This window comes from Rufibacter sp. XAAS-G3-1 (assembly GCF_013623775.1).
Taxonomy (GTDB): domain Bacteria; phylum Bacteroidota; class Bacteroidia; order Cytophagales; family Hymenobacteraceae; genus Nibribacter.
Genome location: NZ_JABFAM010000022.1, coordinates 58777 through 78816 on the forward strand (window position 1 = coordinate 58777; position 20040 = coordinate 78816).

A 20040-nucleotide genomic window follows, 5' to 3' on the forward strand; every position below is an offset into this window, starting at 1 on the left:
GCCCTGGAGAGAGGAGAGTACTTCTCGGGAACGCCTGATCTGCCCGGGAGATCATCCCCCCACCCCCTCAAAGGACGACGATATGCGCGGGAGGATGGAGAGGCGGTACTTCTTCAGGTAAGTGAACCGAGCAATTCCCGAGTTCAAGTTAAAGTCAGGGTAGCTTTCAATTCTGACCCATTGCATATCCATCTTTGCTGGAGGTGGTTTGCCGCTTTCTGAAAATAAGATCTGAGCGCACCTCCGCCATGTGCGTCGGTTTGCCAAAGGGGGCTGCCAAGCTAAATAGGCTTTGCTGATTCTACCGCTTCGGGGCAGGTTTTTATAATCGCCAAGCCATGGTCAAAATCATAAATTAGAGGAATTAATAAATCACTAATTTTTTATTAATATTTGCTTGGAAACGACTAAAACGTTTTAGTATATTTGATATAATTGTAAAAGCGGTGATTTTGCCCCCGGTATCTGATGCGAATCCATAAGAAGTTTTATGTTCAATTAACAACCAAAAGTTATGATAAAAAGGTACTTTAATAAGTATTTGCGTAGGGGATGGGGGCTGGTGTCTTGCGCCGTAGTCCTGTCGTACTTTCCTGCGCATGCCCGTACATCGTCTTTCAATGTACTTGGAAATGATCTTGAACTTGCATTTATCCAGGATCAAAGAACAATAACGGGAAGGGTCGTAGATGAGCGGGGAGCGCCCCTTCCGGGGGCCAGCATCCTGGTGAAAGGAACTTCTAACGCGGTCATGGCCGATGGCGAAGGGAATTTCAGGATTACAGCGGGGCAGAACGCCGTGCTGGTGGTCTCTTACCTGGGGTACAAACCTCAGGAGGTAGCTGTTGCCGGCCAGACCGACCTGTCAGTTAGATTGCAAACAGATGCATCAGGCCTGGATGAAGTGGTGGTGGTGGGGTACGGTACTCAGAAGAAAGAGAACCTTACCTCTGCTATTTCCACCATCAGAGGGGAAGACATTATTACTACCACCAGCTCCAGCCTGGCGCAGAGCCTCCAGGGGAAAGTGCCGGGGCTGCAGATCCGGCAACAAGACGCCGAGCCGGGCAGCTTTGCCTCTTCCATCAACATCCGCGGTTTCGGAGAGCCCCTCTACGTGATTGACGGCATAGTGCGTGATGGCGGGGTGGAGTTCCAGCAACTTAACCCCAATGACATTGAGAGCATCACGGTATTGAAAGATGCCTCGGCGGCCATTTACGGCTTAAATGCTGCCAACGGGGTAATTCTGGTGACCACCAAGAAAGGCATCGCCGGAAAACCCACTTTTAATTACACAGGTACCGTCGGCTTCCAATCTCCTACCGATGTGCCGGAAATGTCAACCGCCGCCCAGTATCTGGAGATGTACAATGACGCGGTCTTCTATCGTGATAGAAACCACTTCCTCTCGGCCGACGAGATGCAGCGGTGGCGCGAGGGTGGCCCCGGCTACACCAGCACGAACTGGTTTGACGAGACCTTCAAAGACTACGCCACCCAGCACCAGCACAATTTCTCCGTGAGGGGCGGCACCGAGAAGGCAGATTACTTCGTCAGCCTGGGCACTTTCTCTGAGGGCGGCCTTTTCAAGAGCAATGATATAAATTACAACCGCTACAACCTGCGCTCCAACGTGGGCCTGCAACTCACCGATAACCTACGGGCGGAAGTGATGCTCTCCGGCAGGTACAGCAAAAGGGAATACCCCGGTGGGGATGGGTTCATGTGGATCTATAAAGGAACCATCATCAGCCACCCGCATGAGCGGCCTTTCATCAACGATGATCCCAATTATCCTGCCAACATCTTCAACCAGCAGAACGCTGTGCTGATGTCTCAGGATGAATATGCGGGCTACACCACCAATGAGAACAAGGACTTTACCTCTTCTGCATCCCTAGCCTGGACTGTCCCCTTTATCAAAGGGCTGGAGGCAAGGGCTACCGCCTCTTATGACAGCAGAAACATGTTCAACAAGAACGTGTGGAAGAACTATACGGTCTATTCCAAGGATTTAACGCCGCAGGTGATGAATCCGCCAAGGATTGCCAACGCCATAGATGATGCCAACCGCCTGGTGTTCCAGGGACAGCTGACGTATGAGAACACTTTCCTAGATGTGCACAACATCAGCGCGACGGCGGTTTTTGAACAGAAACGCTATAACAAGAAATATTCCTACTTGAAAAGAGAATATGAGTTCTTTACTACCGATGTGGTTGATTTTGCAGGCGGACTCCAGACCAATGCGGGCAATGAAGTGGAGGAAGCCACCATGTCTTACATTGGCCGCGTCAACTATGACTACGCCGGGAAATACCTAGCCAGCTTTGCTTTCCGGTATGATGGGTCTTACCGGTATGCGCCAGGCAACCGTTGGGCTTTCTTTCCTACTGTTTCCGCCGGGTGGAGGATTTCTGAGGAGGGCTTCATCAAAGACAACCTCACCTTTATTGACGACCTCAAAATTAGGGCCTCTTACGGCCAGATTGGCGAGAATGTAGGAGATGCTTTCCAGCACGTGCTAGGCTTTAATCCTGCGCCCAACCAAGGCGCTGAGTTCACCAACGGCGGCGTGACCGGCGGATTAACCGCCCCCGGGGTGATCAACCCTAACTTTGCCTGGGTTGAGTCAACCATTGCCGACGTGGGCGTAGAAGGCAGCTTCTTCAACAACAAGCTGAGCTTTGAGGCTGATTATTATGAAAGGGAGAAAACCGGGAAACTGAAAACCCGTGAAGGCGGCTTGCCCAACACCTTCGGCGGCGAAATGCCTATTGAGAACCTGGAAAGTGAAGTAACCAGAGGGTTTGACTTTATCGTAGGCCACCAGAACAGCATCCGTGGTTTTGACTTTGGCATCAGTTTCAACATGAACCTTGCCCGCACCATGCACAAGGTGGTGGATAAACCAGCCCCTACCAGTAGCATGGATCGTTGGAGATACGGCTTCCCGAACCGGTGGAATGATGTGGTGTGGGGCTATGACCGCATTGGGCAGTTCCAGAATCCGGAGGAAATCATCCAAGGCGTGAACCATGGGGGCAACCTGGGCAATTCGCAGATCCTGCCCGGTGATTACATCTATGATGATGTGAACGGAGACGGAATCATTGATGGGAAAGATTTGATGCCCATCTTCAGGAACGGCACCCCTAAACTGTTCTACGGCTTCACCCTTACCGCCGCTTACAAGAACTTTGACCTGACCTCCGTTTTCCAGGGCGCTAGCCTGTACACCATCCGTTTCAATGAGGTGTACAGCCAGATGTTCTTCAACAACGGGAACATCCCCGCCTACTTCCATGACAGATGGCATCTGGCAGATCCCTACAATGCAGAATCTGAGTGGGTACCGGGAAGATTCCCAGCCAACCGTTTCTCTGAGTACATGCAGTCTTCTTACCGGGAGAGTGATGCCTGGAGAATGAACGCCAGCTATCTGCGGATGAAGAGCATTGAGATTGGGTACACTATCCCTGCCAACCTCTCTAAGAAATATGCCCTTAACAACGTTCGGGTGTATGCCAACGCCCACAACCTGTTCACTATCACTGACCCCTTCCTGAAGCAATTCGACCCTGAGAAACATGAAGGACAATACCAGGCCGGTTACAACTATCCGCTCATGAAGAGTTTTAACTTCGGGCTGAACGTTTCCTTTTAAATAGAACGATGATGAAAAATAGAAGCTATAAATATTTGATTTTGGCGCTCCTAATAGGGGTTTTCAGTTCTTGTAATGACTATCTGGAGCTAGACCCTAAAAACAAGGTGCCCGTAGAGGCGGTGCTTTCTGACCCCAACGGAATCAAGGGCTACCTGGCCAACCTGTACTATGAACTGCCAATGGAGGATTTCGTGTATTTCCCCCGGGCAGGATACAACGCCCGCGGGAACACGGGATCCCTTTCCTTGTCTCAATATGGTCTGGAAGCCATCCACTCAGAGTGGCCCAACTGGAATGAGTTCAACAACCAATGGTGGACGCGCGGCTACCAGCTTAACCGGGATATTAACCTGCTGGAGGAATCTGTGGCGAAAGTCAGCTTCTCTGCCGCGGAAAGAACAGCCATTGAAGGGGAAATCGCATTTTTGAGGGCTTATACCTATTACGCTCTTGTGAAGATATATGGTGGAGTGCCCATCATCACCGAAAACCAGGAATACACCACCGACTGGGCGAGCCTCCGGGTTCCGCGCAATACCGAGAAAGAGACCTGGGACTTTGTGCTGGCCCAATTGGACATTGCCTTTGAGAAACTTCCGGCCAGCCGGCAGAGCGCAGATGAAACCAAGCGGAGAGCCACCAAATGGGCGGCAGCGGGTTTGAAATCGCGCGTTGCCCTCCATGCCGCCTCCGTGGCCAAATACTGGAACCGTGCTCCCCTGTCGGGGGAAGCAGTGACCGCCGGCCTGGTGGGGCTGCCCGCCTCTGAGGCCAACCGGTACTACCAAGCCGCCATTGAAGCCTCTGAGGCAGTGATGGGTTCCGGCCAGTTCGGACTGTACATGCCCAATCCGGCCAATCCGCAGGACGCCGCCCGGAACTACCAGAACCTGTTCATGGATCCTAATGTGGCCCTGACGGAAGTACTCTTCATGAGAGGGTACGGCCACGCCGGCGGGCCCTTGGCCCACGACTATGACGGCTGGAACAACCCTAACCAGACGGGAGAGGGTTTCCCCCACGTAGGCCGCACCAACCCGGTGCTGGAACTGGTTGACCAATACGAGAATTACGGAAACCCGGGGGTGGCCTCCCCCATCATCACCACCACTGACGGGCAGGTGCGGGAAGGTGAATTCAATCCCTCTACCAATTACATCCGGTTTTCTTCGCCAGAAGAAATCTTCCAGGGGAAAGATGCCCGCTTTTTTGCTTCCATCATCCATCCGGGGGCGGAATGGAAGGGAACTGAGATCGTTATCCAGGGCGGTATCATCCGTCCGGATGGCAGTGTCCTGAACGCCAAGGGAACTGTTGTGCACCAAGGGGTAACCTACCATACCTACGGGGCGGCCACCAGCAACCAATACTCCGGCTTTGAAGGGACACCCAACATGACGCGTTCCGGCTTCCTGCTTAAGAAGTTCCTAGATGAGCGCGCCAAAATCAAAACCTGGCTGCAATCCACCACAGACTATATAGACATCCGCTATGCGGAGGTGCTTCTGAACTATGCCGAAGCCGTGGTGGAAAGCGGGCTAGGGAGTACAGAACGCGCCACCCAGGCGCTGAACGACATCAGGAAGAGGGCGGGGCACACGGTGGCAATTCCGTTGAACCTGACCAATGTACTGAGAGAGCGCTCTGTGGAACTGGCCTTTGAGAACAAGGAATACTGGGATCTGATAAGAAGGCGCACCTATCACCAGATCTTCAACAATTACGTGAAGACGGCCTTGGTGCCCATGCTTGACCTGCGCGGGGCGCAACCGGCCTATATTTATGTAAGGAAAGACGTGCCCGGCGCGCGGCCCAACACTTTCCCCGAGAGAGATTACTATAGAAGTATTCCTGGGGTGAACAATAACGGACTTATCCAGAACCCACAACACTAAGCAAGACAGTTATGAAAAGTATCAAGACATTTAGCATTGCCCTGGTAAGTCTTTTCCTGCTGGGGGGGTGTGAGTTGAACGAGCTGGATAATTACGACGGCCCGGACGCCAGCATCAGCGGCGCTATTTATGACCAGGAAACAGGGGAGTTAGTCCAGCAGGACATCATCAACGGGATGCAGATTGAGTACATTGAACACGGGTTTGATAATCCGCAGACCCAGTTCATGGTGGTGAAGAATGACGGGACGTACCGCAACAACCTCATGTTCTCCGGCACTTACACCATCCGGCCCGTACGCGGAAACTTCGTGCCCGTGAACTCTGAGGAGGTTGTAGTGTCAGGTGCCACCACCAAGAACTTCAATGTACAGCCCTACATCCGCGTCCGGAACGTGCAGATCAACAAGAAGGGCAATAAGATTGTAGCCACTTTCAACCTGGACCAGACGGTCACCAACAAAGTTGTCCGGATTGGGTTGTTTGCCCATCGGGAACCTAACGTAGGCCAACCTCTGAATTCTGTGTCATCATTGGTCAACCTCAACGAGGTCACCAATGACGTAACGCAATACAGGCTGGAAATTAACCTTGACGCCTATACCAGTGCTCTGAAGGCCGGCAATGAGTACTATTTCAGGGTAGGTGCCTTGATAGACGCGCCTGAGGCGAAGTATAACTACGCCCCGCCGGTTCGCATCGGGATATAGTCTGTGAGAGGAGCCCCTGGAGCTGTTTAGAGTCCTAAAGAATTCACCTCGCCTTACCGCAGGGGCTTCGCCCACGAGGCTGTTTCCGGCCTGATTTCTGAAAAACAGGCCGGAAACAGCCTCAAGGGAGTCTTTCTCTGGCAGGCCGATTGTCCGGTAAACATGCTCTAGGCGGTTTCTCTTCAGGAGGGCTTCCGCGCCAGGTTTTAAAATTTGAAATTTCTCAATTAACCATCTGTTATTATGAAATCTTATTTACAAATACAGAGGAAAATGCTCCTGTTTGCACTGCTGAGCTTTTTCTCCCTGACTTTCAACTCCTGTGACAAAGACGATGATGCACAGGGCGTAGAACAGTCAGTAGTGCTGGATACGGGTGACAAAACGCTGGCCGCCGGGCAGGAGTTTGTGGTGAAGCCTAGCTTTACCCCCAATGTGAGCCCTAAGCTGACCTACAGCTGGGTCACCAGCAATCCTGATGTGGCCGGCATCAAAATGAATGAAGACTTTTCCGCTACCGTTACCGCAAAAAGAAGCGGGGTCTCTACCATCACTTTCTCCTCTTCTAAGGGAGAAGTCAACGCCTCTTTCAACCTGACGGTGACCAGCGCGGGAGACGACGGCATCCTCAAAGTACTGGCCATCGGGAACAGCTTTTCTGAGGACGCCGTAGAGAATTACCTCTATGAACTGGCCGCGGCCGAGAAAGTGCCCATGGTGATCGGGAACCTGTTTATAGGCGGTGCCTCTCTGGAACAGCATTTGACCAACGCCAAGGCCAACTCCCCGGCCTATGAGTTCAGGAAGATAGTGGATGGCAAGAAAACCAACACGCCCCAGACCACTATTGAGAAAGCGGTAACCAATGACAACTGGGACTACATCAGTTTTCAGCAGGTAAGCGGCAGTTCCGGGAAATATGAGACCTTCACGGTTTCATTACCCGACCTCCTGAAATACGTGAAGGAGCGCGCCACCAACCCAGAGGTGCGGTATGTGCTCCACCAGACCTGGGCCTACTCCAAAACCTCCACCCACTCAGATTTCCCCGCCTACGGCAGAGATCAGGAGGTCATGTACAAGGCTATTGTAGACGCGGTCAGGAAAGCGAAAATTGCCCATGACCTATTCTATGTCATTCCGGCCGGAACCGCCATCCAGAACGGGCGCAGCACCCTCATCGGCGACAACTTCACCAGAGACGGCTACCACCTTGATTTAGGGATTGGCCGATACACGGCCGCCAGCACCTGGTTTGAGGCCCTTACCGGCAAAAGCGTGGTGGGCAACGCCTACAAGCCCGCGGCCCTGACCCAACTGGAGGCGGACATTGCCCAGCACGCGGCCCACGCGGCGGTCATGAACCCAGACAAAGTCACCATCCTCTCTGATTACCAGGCAGGGAAGCCAGAGCCGTTGAAAGCACCCGTGTACATCAACTTCGGGGACAAATTAGTACCTAAATGGAACACCCTGGCCGATCACCACGAAGGAGCTTCCATCGGCAACCTGAAGGATCAAAACGATGCCTACACCAACATTTCCTTGGTAGTGACGAAGCGGTTCAACGCCCGGAATGACGCCGGGGAGACGGTCACCAACACCGATTTCAACATGCCCGCAGAGGTATCCTCCAACTCCTATTATGGAAACGCGCGGGGCGTATGGCAGAACCTGGAAATAAGGGAGAGCCAGATCACGTTCTCAGGCCTGGACAAAAACACCACCTACAACCTGTGTTTCTACGGGTCAAGGGCGGGCGTGAACAACAACCGGGAGACCAAGTTCATTGTGGCCGGAGACAATGCCAAAACCGTGAATCTGCAGACGTCCAGCAACAAAGACAAAACCGTCTGCGCCGATGGCATAAAGCCGGATATAAACGGCAACATCACGGTCACCGTCACCGCCGGCGACAACAACAATGACGGTTCCGGCTTCTATTATCTAGGAGCCATGCGGCTTGCCCCCGGTCAGTAATCTGTCTGCGTTTTATGAATTGGGCCAGAGTCCATCTTCGGGTGTGCTCTGGTTCTTTTTTACCGAGGAGGCCGTCTTGGGTTTTCGGCCTGTTTTCATAAAAATAGCCTAAAAACGGCAGACGGCGTGTGGGCTGGCGGAAAGGCACAGAATGGACGTGTCAAAACCTAAGCGTCTCTGAGTTTTTAAAGTAACCCCCTGGTCAGGAAACCATCAACCTGTTGCTGTTTCGGGCCTGTTTTTCAAAAATAAGGCCCAAAACAGGTTAGAGGATAGCTTGGCCCGTAGCCAAAACCAATGAGAAATAAGATGAGGGAAATGAGAATTCTTTGTTGCTTTCTGCTGCTTACCGCCTGCAGTTTTTCCGCGAAGGCCCAGAACTATATTGCAGCAGAAGCGGGAAATCAGGAAGCAAAGGCAAAACCCGGCACCGGCTATTCTTCCACCCAAAAGAAGAAGGCCAAGCCCAACGTCATCCTCATCATGACCGACGACCAGGGCTCCATAGACCTCAACAGCTACGGCGCCACAGACCTGCACACCCCCAACCTGGACCGGCTGGCGAAGGAGGGGGTGAGGTTCACCCAGTTCTACGCGGCGGCTCCCATCTGCTCCCCCTCCCGCGCGGCATTGCTCACGGGCAAGACTAACTTAAGGGCCGGGCTGCCCAACAACGTGCCTATTCTGGCACACGCCGAGAGAACGGGCCAGTACGGCCTGCCCACCGAGCAAGTGACCATGGCCGAGATGCTGAAGCAGAACGGCTACCGCACTTCGCTTATAGGGAAATGGCACCTGGGGCACAGGCCGCAAAACCTCCCCAACGCCCAGGGCTTCGACTATTTCTTCGGGCACCGCAACGGGGTCATAGACAACCTCTCCCATTTCTTTTACTGGGATGGCCCCTTTAAACATGATTTATACCGAAACTCTGAAGAGGTCTATTATCCCGGCGAGCATTTCACGGATGTAATGGTGAAGGAAGTAAAGTCAGAAATCGATAGAAATAAGGATAACCCGTTTTTTATCTACTGGGCCTTCAACTCGCCGCATTACCCCTACCAAGGCGCTCCCAAATGGCTAGACCATTACAAAGGCCTGCCCACCCCCCGGAAGGAATACGCCGCCTTTGTCTCTTCTACGGATGAGGCGATAGGCAAAGTACTGGATTACCTGGACGAGAAAGGCCTTACCGAGAATACCATCATTGTCTTTCAGTCAGACCACGGGCATAGCAAAGAAGAGCGGGCTTTGTGGGGCGGCGGCAACGCCGGGCCGTACCGGGGCAGCAAGTTCAGCCTGTTCGAGGGCGGTATCCGTGTGCCGGCCATCATCAGGTACCCCAGGAAAATACCGGCCGGGGAAGTGCGGGGGCAGCTTGCCACGCAAATGGACTGGTTCCCCACCATCGCGGAGCTGACCGGTGCTAGAGCCACGGAGAAGATTGACGGCAAAAGCCTGATGCCCGTTATTAAAAAAAAGAAAAAGAAAACGTTGCACGATGTGGTTCACTGGCAAATAGGCACCTATAAGAGTGATGAATCGCAGTGGGCCGTCAGGAAAGGGCCCTGGAAACTGATTGGGAACGTGACGGAGCCTACCAGGGGAAGAACAGAAGAGCTTCCCAAATTATTCCTGGTGAACGTGGAAGGGGACGTATCTGAGAAGCAGAACGTGGCCGCTGAAAATCCCGATAAGGTGAAGGAGTTACTGGAGCTGCATCAGGCCTGGATTAAACAGGTTAGGGCAGAGATGAAGATTGCGGAGTGAGTTTTTGGGATAGCGGGCCGAAGTGCTACAGCTGTTTTAGGCCTGTTTTTGGAAAAACAGGCCTAAAACAGCCTCGGGCCAATATGGGCAATTGGGTATGATGTTCATTTTACGGACACAGGTAACCTGGTAGTGGGACAAAGCTGACCGGCGGGGTTTATGGGAATGTTCCAAAGAGCCGCCGCAACCATACAAAACAGATATGAGAACCAACTTTCTTTTTTTCGTATTGAGTCTTTTCATAGCCTCGGCAGAGGCGCAGGAACACGTAGCTAAAAACCATCCTGTAAACGGGGTTACCCCGCTGCGGGGCACCAACCCAACAAAAGCGAATCGGGCTACGCCCAACGTCATCCTCATCATGACCGACGACCAGGGCTCCATAGACCTCAACAGCTACGGCGCCACGGACCTGCGCACCCCCAACCTGGACAGGCTGGCAAGGGAAGGCGTCAAGTTCACGCAGTTCTACTCCGCCGCCCCCATCTGTTCCCCCTCCCGCGCGGCCCTACTCACGGGCAAAACCAATCTGAGGGCCGGGCTGCCCAACAACGTGCCTGGCCTGGAGCATGCCGCCAGAACGGGCCAGTACGGCCTGCCCACCGAACAAGTAACCATGGCCGAGATGCTGAAGCAGAACGGCTACCGCACGGCCCTGATAGGGAAATGGCATTTAGGGGAAAGAACCCAGAACCTCCCCAATGCCCAGGGCTTTGACTATTTCTTCGGGCACCGGAATGGTTTTATAGACAACTACTCTCATTTCTATTATGGGCCTGGCACGCATGATTTATACAGAGATTCAGAGGAGATTTACCTGCCCGGAGAGCATTTCACGGATTTAATGGTGCAAGAAGTGAAATCAGAAATAGATAAGAACAAGGACAACCCGTTTTTTATCTACTGGGCGTTCAATTCGCCGCATTACCCTTACCAGGGCGCTCCCAAATGGCTGGAGCACTACAAAGGCCTGCCTTCTCCCCGGAAGGAATACGCTGCCTTCGTCTCAGATTCTGATGAAGCAATCGGCAAAATTCTGGATTACTTAGACCAGAAAGGCCTTGCCGAGAATACCATCATCGTCTTTCAGTCAGACAACGGGCATAGTGTAGAAAGAATGGCGAATTGGGGCGGGGGCGACGCCGGCCCTTACCGGGGCAGCAAATTCAGCCTGTTCGAGGGCGGCATCCGGCTGCCGGCCATCATCAGATACCCCAGGAAAATACCGGCCGGGGAGGTGCGGGGGCAGCTTGCCTTGCAGATGGACTGGTTCCCCACCATCGCGGAACTGACCGGTTCTACCGTCACCGAGAAGATTGACGGCAAAAGCCTGCTGCCGGTCATTAAAAACAAGAACGCCAAGACGCTGCACGATGTGGTGCACTGGCAGGTAGGCACCTATAAGAGCGATGAATCGCAGTGGGCCGTTAGGAAAGGGCCTTGGAAACTGATTGGGAACGTGATTGAGCCCATGGGAGAAAGTAAAGCGCCAGAGCTCCCCAAGTTATTTTTAGTCAATCTGGAGGAAGACGTAGCTGAGAAAAACAACCTGGCCGCCCGCCACCCAGATAAGGTTAAGGAGTTGCTGGAACTGCACCGGGCCTGGATTAAGCAGGTTAGGGCAGAGATGAAAATTGCGGAATAGCGGACTGATGATTTATGATTTCTGTTTTGGGCCTGTTTTTGGAAAAACAGGCCCAAAACAGAGGTAGAAACGCTACCACTAAAGTAATCGCTCTGCCTCCTGGTAAGTAAGTTAGGGTGCTGTTAATGCTGTTCGGGAGTTCTACTCCCGAACCTGGCTGCTGCGGAGTTCCACTCCGCCGGGAGCCACGGGCAGAAGTAGGGGAGTAGAGCTCCCCGGCAAGTTGCTTTCGGAGTGGAACTCCGAAAGAGCGGTTTAATGCAGCATCATTCCGGAATAGAACTCCGAAAGAACGGTAACTCCGAAAGAGCGGTAACGCTGCTAAAACCAGACAATACGCATGAAATTTTTTACCGGATGTAGCGACACCGAGGCTGAAGGAGAGCCTTTTAAAAGCTCTCCTTCAATCCATTAAACCAACATCCCTTTTCTGTTTTAGGCCTGTTTTTCCAAAAACAGGCCTAAAACAGAAGTTAAAACCCAAACCAACGCACACCTTCGTTGTAAAATTTGAACAGCTTCACCGCTAAAACAAGTAAAACCCCACATGAGAACCAACTTCTTTTTATTCGTATTCCTTCTTTTCACAGCCTCCGCCCAAGCCCAGGGCTACCTGGTGCAGAAGGTGGAAAATCCCGTGGACTGGGTGAACCCGTTGATGGGTACTGACTCCAAGCGCGAACTGTCTAACGGAAACGTCTACCCGGCCATCGCCCGCCCCTGGGGCATGAACTTCTGGACGCCGCAGACCGGCGAGATGGGCAACGGCTGGATTTACGCCTACGCCGCCGACAAAATCAACGGCTTTAAGCAAACCCACCAGCCATCGCCCTGGATGAACGACTACGGGCAGTTCGCCATCATGCCCATCACCGGCAAACTCAGAACCCGCGAAAAGGAGCGCGCCAGCTGGTTTTCGCACAAGGCCGAGGTAGTGAAACCCTATTACTACAGCGTATACCTGGCCGACCATGACATCACCACGGAGTTTACCCCCACCGAAAGAGCCGTCTTTTTCCGGTTTACGTTCCCCAAGGCAGAAGAGGCGCACGTCATCCTGGATGCCCTGGACATGGGTTCTTACGTGAAAATTCTTCCGAAGGAAAGAAGGATAATCGGCTACACCACCAAGAACAGCGGCGGCGTGCCGGCCAACTTCAAGAATTACTTCGTGCTGGAATTTGACAAGGATTTTGAGGAAGTACACACGTTCAAAGACTACGCCCTGTCCAACGCGCAGGAGGCAGAGGCCAACCACGTGGGCGCGGCCATTTCCTTCAAGACCCGCAAAGGCGAGGTGGTGCACGCCCGAGTGGCCTCTTCTTTCATCAGTTATGAGCAGGCCCTCCTGAACCTGCAGGAACTGGGCAATAATACCTTTGACGCGGTGAAAGCAGAAGGAAGGGCGGAGTGGAACAAGGAACTGGGGCGCATAAAAGTAGCCGGCGGCACCTATGACCAGACCAAGACGTTCTACTCCTGCCTGTACCGCAGCCTGCTTTTCCCCAGAAAGTTTTTTGAGATTGACAAAGACGGGAAAGTAATGCATTATAGCCCCTACAACGGCAAAGTGCTGCCCGGCTACATGTTCACCGATACCGGCTTCTGGGACACCTTCCGGTCACTTTTCCCGTTCCTGAACCTGATGTACCCCGAGCTGAACGCCCAGATGCAGGAAGGCCTGGTGAACGCCTACAAAGAAAGTGGCTGGCTGCCGGAATGGGCGAGCCCCGGTTTGCGCAACGTGATGGTGGGGAACAACTCGGCCTCGGTGGTGGCAGACGCGTACCTGAAACTGAAAGACAAGCACAGCTATGATATTGAGACCCTTTGGAAGGCCCTCTTAAACGGCGCCAACAACGAAGGACCTTTGAAAGCCGTGGGCCGGGCGGGTGCCACCTATTACAATGAGTTGGGCTACGTGCCTTATGATGTGGGCATCAACGAGAATGCAGCCCGCACCCTGGAGTACGCCTATGATGATTTTACCATCTACCAGTTGGCAAAAGCCCTTAAAAAGCCAGCCGATGTGGTAGAACTTTACAAACGCCGCAGCCTCAACTACAAGAACCTCTACGACCCCGAACATAAGCTGATGCGCGGAAAGATGAAAAATGGCGAATTCCAGTCTCCGTTCAATCCTTTCAAATGGGGCGACGCCTTCACCGAGGGCAACAGCTGGCACTATTCGTGGTCGGTGTTTCATGACACGCAGGGCCTCATTGACCTGATGGGGGGCAACAAGGAATTTGTGGCGCAGCTGGATACCGTGTTCAGCCTTCCGCCCATTTATGAGGAGAGCTATTACGGCAGCGTCATCCATGAGATACGGGAGATGCAGATTGCCAACATGGGGCAGTACGCCCACGGCAACCAGCCTATTCAGCACATGATTTACCTGTACAACTATGCCGCCGAGCCTTGGAAAGCCCAGTACTGGGTGCGCGAAACCATGGACCGGATGTACAAACCCACCCCAGACGGCTACTGCGGCGACGAGGACAACGGACAGACTTCGGCCTGGTACGTGTTCTCCGCGATGGGGTTCTACCCCGTTACCCCCGCCACCGACCAATACGTACTAGGCGCGCCGCTTTTCCAGAAAATGACGGTTGAGCTTTCCAACGGTAAAAAGATTGTGATTAACGCCCCAGAGAACAGTTCCAGGAACCAGTACATCCAGAAAATGAAACTGAACGGCAAGACGCACACCCGCAACTGGCTGAGCCACTCAGACCTGATGAAAGGCGCCGTGCTGAACTTTAAGATGGCTGATACGCCCAACAAAGGCCGGGGGATTTCCAAGAAAGATGCGCCTTATTCTTTGTCTAACGAGTAGGTTTTAGAGATAACTCTAAAGCTAGCTATAGATAGAGATAAGGTCGAAGTGCAGGCCTTGGGCCTTATAATTTCTAACGGCGTGCGCGTGGCTATCATCAGCATGAAGTGCCACGTGCATGCCGTCACCTGGTTTGCCGAATACCTGAAAAGCGAACCATCTACGTCAACAACGGCAAGAGCGTCGGCCTGCGCCATGGCATCCCCGGCCAGGACGTTTTCGCCTCTGATACCTGTTTAATACCTCTCTTTTTAGCTGGGTATGGTATACATTTCTGCTTAGAACCTTTCAAGGAACCTAAGTACTCCTTTCGCTTCCAGTTTAATGAGTCAACCTTTACATTTATCTTACTTAACGTAATGTTCAAATATTGGACTCGGGTGCTACATGAGGTTCAGCTAGATGGCAAGGATCTTGTCCTCAGGGCTCTCGCTCACCTTGCGGCCGACAAAGAGCATTAAACGCATTCGAGATTTGTATCAGTTGCCCTACCCAGAGTTGAACCGGAAAACCCTTTATAGAGTCGATAAGGAAATTTTCTAACAAATCTAAAAAAGGAAAACCCCTCTAGCGTGCTGCTAAAGGGGTTTGTACCCCTGACACCGTACTTCGTAGGGTTCTTAATCAGTATAACAGTTTGTAAATAAGTGGTTACAGCATATATGGTAGCTTGTTTATATATTTTAATTTGTGTAAACATATTTTACTCTAAGTTTTGCCACCTATTTTGCCACCTAGCTTTTTCTTGGGGGAGTGGATTAAGCTTCCGTTAGAGGCACATGTAGCATATCCTTTTTTCCGGGATTATGAATTTTATACAATGTGATTGGTAGGCTTAATTGGGTATTCCCCAAAAGGCTCTACTGAACATAAGAATGGTTATCGGATAGGTGAACTACCTATTAATTGAGCATCCGGTAGTCATTCGGTGAATACCCCACTCGCTGCTTGAACAAGCGGGTGAAATGTTGGGGGTACTTGAAGCCCAGCTCATAGGCAATCTGGGCAACGGACTTGCTTTGGTCAAATACTCTTTCCTTGGCCACGTCAATCACCTTCGCTTGGATGTAGTCCTGCGCGGTTTTCCCGGTTTCTTTTTTGATTAGGTCCCCGAAATAGTTGGCCGATAGGTTCAACTCACCCGCACAGTAGGCTACGGACGGCAGGCCGATCGTCTGCGGTTTGTCTGTCTGAAAATATTCGTTCAGAAGGTTCTCGAACCTCTCCAGAGCTCCCTTGTGGACATTGTCGCGGGTGATGAACTGGCGGTCGTAGAAGCGGACGCAGTAGTTCAGCAGGAGCTCGATGTTAGAGGCGATGAGCCGTTTGCTGTGCTTGTCAACGGCATGCCCCAATTCATACTCGATTTTCGAAAAACAGTCCAAAACGATTTTCCGCTCCCGCTCCGAGAGGTGAAGCGCCTCATTGGACTGGTAGCCGAAGAAGGAGTAATCCTGTATGTGGCGCCCTAGGTCGGTACCGTGTATCAGGTCAGGGTGAAAAACAAGGGCATACCCTTTCGGCTGGTAGACCTCCCCGCTGCTGTCAACCGTGACCACCTGTCCAGGACCTATGAACACCAGCGTCCCTTCCTGGTAGTCGTAGGTAGCCCGGCCATACCGCAAATCCCCGCATACCACCTCTTTCAGGAAGATGGTGTAAAAACCGAAGAACATGTTGGAGGCTGCCCTGGGGCTTGCCTTGGATAAATCCACCACACTCACCAGCGGGTGCAGTGTCCCGTGGTTGTTGAAGGCGTTGTAATCGCCTACCGTCTCGAATCTTCTCAGGTTATCCATAATCTTATTTGGTTTAAGCCATTCAAAAATAACGTTTTACCCGCCTCTAACCTGAGGGCCCTGCCCCAATCAGTAATAATGGTATGGATACCCGTAATCTGTATAACACCCAGGTATATACGGCCCCATACCTTTGCCGTAGTAATAATGTCAAAGTACAAATAGATTGAATAGATTGAAGACTATGGAAACCGTCAAATTGAATAACGGGGTGGAAATGCCCCTATTGGGGTTCGGGGTGTTCCAGATCCCTGACCCAGAGGAGTGCGAGAGAAGCGTGTACGAAGCTATCCAGACCGGCTACCGCCTGATTGACACGGCAGCTTCCTATATGAATGAGGAAGCCGTCGGTAAAGCGATAAAAAGAGGCGGAGTGGCAAGGGAAGACCTGTTTATCACCACCAAGCTTTGGATCCAGTCCAACGGGTACGGAGGGACGAAAAAGGCCTTTGAGGATTCCCTCAGGAAACTACAGTTGGATTACCTGGACCTGTATCTCATCCATCAGCCCTATGGTGATGTATATGGTGAATGGAGGGCCATGCAGGACCTGTACAAAGAGGGGAAAGTAAGGGCCATCGGCGTAAGTAACTTCCAACCGGACAGGCTGATTGACTTGATTGTCCATAACGAGATTACCCCGGCGGTCAACCAGATTGAGACGCACCCCTTCCACCAGCAGATAGAGTCGCAGCAGTTCCTGGAGGAGAACAAGGTGCAGATACAATCGTGGGGGCCGTTTGCCGAAGGAAAGCACGACATCTTCTCAAACGGACTTCTGGCTTCCATAGCCGGTAAGTACGGTAAAACAATCGCCCAGGTGATCCTACGCTGGCTCACCCAGAGGGGCGTGGTCGCCATCCCAAAATCAGTGCGCAGGGAACGGATGGAGGAGAACTTCGATAGCCTCGATTTTACCCTAAGTGCAGAGGATCTGGAAGCCATCAAAGCGTTGGACACCAAAACAAGCAGCTTCTTCGACCACCGCGACCCGGCTATGGTGAAATGGCTCGGGGAAAGAAAACTCGACATCTAAAACCCTCCAGAGACGAAAACATGCAAAAGAGAATATTAGGTGAAAGCGGCTTGGAAGTATCTACCCTGGGTCTTGGCTGTATGGGGTTGAGTTTTGGTTATGGCCCGGCAACAGATAGGCAGGAGGCACTAAAACTCATCCGGGCCGCATTTGAGCGCGGTGTCACCTTCTTTGACACGGCCGAGGCGTATGGCCCATTCGTGAACGAGGAACTACTCGGCGAGGCATTGGAGCCGTTCCGCAGCCAGGTGGTAATCGCCACCAAATTCGGTTTCAAGGAGGGTAAACCTCCCTTAGGGCTGGATAGCCGCCCCGAGAACATAAGGGCAGTGGCAGAGGCGGCGCTGAAACGCCTGAGGACCGATACTATTGACCTGTTCTATCAGCACCGGGTGGATCCCAACGTACCCATCGAGGAGGTCGCGGGAACGGTCAGAGACCTTATCATAGAAGGGAAAGTAAAGCACTTCGGCCTTTCGGAGGCAGGCGCCGGGACCATCCGCCGGGCACATGCCGTCCAACCGGTAACGGCGCTGCAAAGCGAGTACTCACTTTGGTGGCGGGAGCCAGAAGCAGAGATACTGCCGACCCTGGAAGAACTGGGAATAGGTTTCGTGCCCTTCAGCCCGCTCGGGAAAGGGTTCCTTACCGGGAAAATCAACGGGAACACCACGTTCGACAAGGGCGACTTCCGCAATACCGTTCCGCGTTTCTCAGAGGAGAACCGAAATGCCAACCAGGTTTTGGTCAGTTTGCTGGGCACGATGGCACAAGAAAAAAATGCAACCGCCGCCCAAATAGCCCTTGCCTGGCTACTGGCCCAAAAGCCGTGGATTGTCCCTATTCCGGGTACCACCAAATTACACCGTTTAGAGGAAAATATAGGATCAGCAGGGATCACCCTTAGTACTGACGATCTCATAGAAATCAATCTGGCTGTATCAAAGATTGACGTGCAGGGTGACAGGTATTCAGAACAGTCCCAGAAGATGGTTAATCGTTAGGCCGTAGCAAGTGCAATAATGTATAAAAGAGCTGGTAAAGAGAAAATCGTTCTACTTACCGTTCACCCGGGTTCTTAGATAGGAAAGCTAACCTCCTTAATATAACCCACCCCTGAAAGAGGCAGGGCAAAACCATCTTCTCTCACCACTCAAATTCAACCATGGAGAATACGACAAACAACAATAGGGATAGCGGAATGAAACGCCGCGACCTCCTTAAGACCGGTTTACTGCTGGCCGGAGCGGCCATGCTGCCCAGCGCCTGCACCACGCTGGCGGCAAGTTCAACCGGCGGCAACGCCGGGCTCTCCAACCAGAAAGCGGCCACGGTCAAGGGCCGCCGGAAACTGGGCAAACTGGAAGTGTCCAGCGTAGGCCTGGGGGTGCAGAACATGAGCCGCAAGTATACCACGGAGGTTCCCTTAAGGTCCGAGATGCACCACATCATCCGGACCGCCTTTGACCAGGGGGTTACCTTCTACGATGCCGCCGAGGCGTACGGGCCGCATGAGGTGGAACGGATCCTCGGCGAGGGCGTCGCCCCCTTCCGGGATAAAGTAGTCATCACCTCGAAGTTCGGCTGGAACATCGACCAGGAGACGGGGGCACGGCGACCCGGGTTGAACAGCCGTCCGGACCATGTCAGGAAAGTGGTGGAAGGGATGCTGAAGCGCCTCCGCACCGACCGTATCGACCTGCTGTACCAGCACAGGGTAGACCCTGCGGTTCCGATCGAGGAGGTTGCCGGTTTGATGAAAGACCTTATCACAGAGGGAAAGGTGCTGCATTACGGCCTTTCCGAACCGGGGCTGCAAACCGTGAGGCGAGCCCACGCCGTCCATCCCGTCACGGCTATCCAGAACGAATATTCGCTCATCTGGCGCGGCGCGGAAAAAGAGGTCATTCCCCTCTGCGAGGAGCTCGGCATCGGTTTCGTGCCGTGGAGCCCGCTGGGCGTGCAGTTCCTGACCGGCTGGATTGACGCCAACACCCGTTTCGCCCCGGGCGACATCCGCGCCGTAGAGTCCCGGTTCTCGCCGGAGAATCTACCGAACAACCTAAAATTGGTGGATTTGGTGAAGAAGTGGGCTGCCCAGAAAGAAGCCACCCCTGCCCAAATATCCCTGGCTTGGCTGATGGCGCAGAAACCCTGGATCGTGCCTATCCCGGGCACCACCCAGATGGCGCACATGCTGGAAAACAACGGGGCCGATCACGTGCGGTTTTCCGCGGAGGAAATACGTCAATTCAATACCGAATTGGCCCAGATCGAGATCAAGGGAGAGCGCCTGCCGCAGATGGTACTCCAATATTCCGGGGTCGAGGCAGCTCCGAAACTATAGATGGGGAAAAGCATAACATTAGGCGTATGTTGCCTACTAAGATGAATAAAGGGTCTGCTTGGTGTCTTGAAAAACCGAAATAAAATCTTAATAATGAAAGAAATGAAACCAGTATTGTTTGCGATTTTCTTTGTTACCGCTTTATCTACGCAAGCGGTTGCGCAAAATGCCCCTATTTTTCCCAAAGGTGAAAAAGCGGCCAATGTGCATCATGTGGGGAATGTCTGGCTAAACGAGATAAGCCCGGCCTATAGCACCTTCAATTTCGGTATTTCCGTGGCCACGATGGAGCGAGGCGCGCGGTTGGATTGGCATAAGCATCCGGGCGGCCAAATTTTACTAATTA

General features: G+C 52.7%; 11 protein-coding genes and 1 pseudogene. 11 read left to right on the forward strand and 1 reads right to left on the reverse strand.

Annotation, left to right across the window (positions count from 1 at the left end; genetic code table 11):
• The first annotated feature begins 514 nt into the window (after nucleotides 1–514).
• The 7 genes from HHO50_RS19330 to HHO50_RS19360 all read left to right on the forward strand — a co-directional run bounded on the left by HHO50_RS19330 (nucleotide 515) and on the right by HHO50_RS19360 (nucleotide 14512).
• Nucleotides 515–3670 (forward strand): TonB-dependent receptor, encoded by a 3156-nt coding sequence (locus tag HHO50_RS19330; RefSeq protein WP_181308601.1) that lies wholly within the window; start codon nucleotides 515–517, stop codon nucleotides 3668–3670.
• Nucleotides 3671–3678: 8 nt separating this feature from the next.
• Complete coding sequence (locus HHO50_RS19335) at nucleotides 3679–5568, forward strand: RagB/SusD family nutrient uptake outer membrane protein (protein ID WP_181308603.1); 1890 nt, start codon at nucleotides 3679–3681, stop codon at nucleotides 5566–5568.
• Between the two features lie 11 nt (nucleotides 5569–5579).
• On the forward strand, nucleotides 5580–6278 hold the full coding sequence (locus HHO50_RS19340; protein WP_181308605.1) for a DUF3823 domain-containing protein: 699 nt from the start codon (nucleotides 5580–5582) through the stop codon (nucleotides 6276–6278).
• A 243-nt stretch (nucleotides 6279–6521) separates the two neighbouring features.
• Nucleotides 6522–8258, forward strand: a complete 1737-nt coding sequence (locus HHO50_RS19345) for a DUF4886 domain-containing protein (protein WP_219921594.1) — start codon at nucleotides 6522–6524, stop codon at nucleotides 8256–8258.
• A 318-nt stretch (nucleotides 8259–8576) separates the two neighbouring features.
• Nucleotides 8577–10028, forward strand: coding sequence for a sulfatase (locus tag HHO50_RS19350; RefSeq protein WP_181308606.1), 1452 nt, complete (start codon nucleotides 8577–8579; stop codon nucleotides 10026–10028).
• Between the two features lie 202 nt (nucleotides 10029–10230).
• Complete coding sequence (locus HHO50_RS19355; RefSeq protein WP_181308608.1) at nucleotides 10231–11673, forward strand: sulfatase-like hydrolase/transferase; 1443 nt, start codon at nucleotides 10231–10233, stop codon at nucleotides 11671–11673.
• 547 nt (nucleotides 11674–12220) lie between these two features.
• Nucleotides 12221–14512 carry a GH92 family glycosyl hydrolase gene (locus HHO50_RS19360; protein WP_181308610.1) on the forward strand — a complete coding sequence of 764 codons (2292 nt, stop codon included), beginning with the start codon at nucleotides 12221–12223 and terminating at the stop codon, nucleotides 14510–14512.
• A gap of 902 nt (nucleotides 14513–15414) precedes the next feature.
• Here HHO50_RS19360 and HHO50_RS19365 read toward each other — a convergent pair.
• Nucleotides 15415–16311, reverse strand: a complete 897-nt coding sequence (locus HHO50_RS19365) for an AraC family transcriptional regulator (protein ID WP_181308612.1) — start codon at nucleotides 16309–16311, stop codon at nucleotides 15415–15417.
• 184 nt (nucleotides 16312–16495) lie between these two features.
• On the opposite strand from HHO50_RS19365, the gene HHO50_RS19370 reads away from it, so the two are divergent.
• From HHO50_RS19370 to HHO50_RS19385, 4 genes and pseudogenes are all read left to right on the forward strand, one after another.
• Nucleotides 16496–17347, forward strand: coding sequence for an aldo/keto reductase (locus tag HHO50_RS19370; protein WP_181308614.1), 852 nt, complete (start codon nucleotides 16496–16498; stop codon nucleotides 17345–17347).
• A 20-nt stretch (nucleotides 17348–17367) separates the two neighbouring features.
• Entirely contained in the window at nucleotides 17368–18351 is a 984-nt protein-coding gene (locus HHO50_RS19375; RefSeq protein ID WP_181308615.1) for an aldo/keto reductase, read from the forward strand.
• 161 nt (nucleotides 18352–18512) lie between these two features.
• The gene (locus HHO50_RS19380; protein WP_219921595.1) at nucleotides 18513–19694 is read left to right on the forward strand and encodes an aldo/keto reductase; all 1182 of its coding nucleotides are present in this window, start codon (nucleotides 18513–18515) and stop codon (nucleotides 19692–19694) included.
• A 93-nt stretch (nucleotides 19695–19787) separates the two neighbouring features.
• Nucleotides 19788–20040 (forward strand): annotated as a pseudogene (locus tag HHO50_RS19385) (hypothetical protein); the annotation flags it as partial.

What these genes read in the sequence shown, in the direction of transcription:
- HHO50_RS19330 (WP_181308601.1), top strand. Translation starts at nt 515, where the DNA reads ATGATAAAAAGGTACTTTAATAAGTATTTGCGTAGGGGATGGGGGCTG.
- HHO50_RS19335 (WP_181308603.1), top strand. Translation starts at nt 3,679, where the DNA reads ATGATGAAAAATAGAAGCTATAAATATTTGATTTTGGCGCTCCTAATA.
- HHO50_RS19340 (WP_181308605.1), top strand. Translation starts at nt 5,580, where the DNA reads ATGAAAAGTATCAAGACATTTAGCATTGCCCTGGTAAGTCTTTTCCTG.
- HHO50_RS19345 (WP_219921594.1), top strand. Translation starts at nt 6,522, where the DNA reads ATGAAATCTTATTTACAAATACAGAGGAAAATGCTCCTGTTTGCACTG.
- HHO50_RS19350 (WP_181308606.1), top strand. Translation starts at nt 8,577, where the DNA reads ATGAGAATTCTTTGTTGCTTTCTGCTGCTTACCGCCTGCAGTTTTTCC.
- HHO50_RS19355 (WP_181308608.1), top strand. Translation starts at nt 10,231, where the DNA reads ATGAGAACCAACTTTCTTTTTTTCGTATTGAGTCTTTTCATAGCCTCG.
- HHO50_RS19360 (WP_181308610.1), top strand. Translation starts at nt 12,221, where the DNA reads ATGAGAACCAACTTCTTTTTATTCGTATTCCTTCTTTTCACAGCCTCC.
- HHO50_RS19365 (WP_181308612.1), bottom strand. Translation starts at nt 16,311, where the DNA reads ATGGATAACCTGAGAAGATTCGAGACGGTAGGCGATTACAACGCCTTC.
- HHO50_RS19370 (WP_181308614.1), top strand. Translation starts at nt 16,496, where the DNA reads ATGGAAACCGTCAAATTGAATAACGGGGTGGAAATGCCCCTATTGGGG.
- HHO50_RS19375 (WP_181308615.1), top strand. Translation starts at nt 17,368, where the DNA reads ATGCAAAAGAGAATATTAGGTGAAAGCGGCTTGGAAGTATCTACCCTG.
- HHO50_RS19380 (WP_219921595.1), top strand. Translation starts at nt 18,513, where the DNA reads ATGGAGAATACGACAAACAACAATAGGGATAGCGGAATGAAACGCCGC.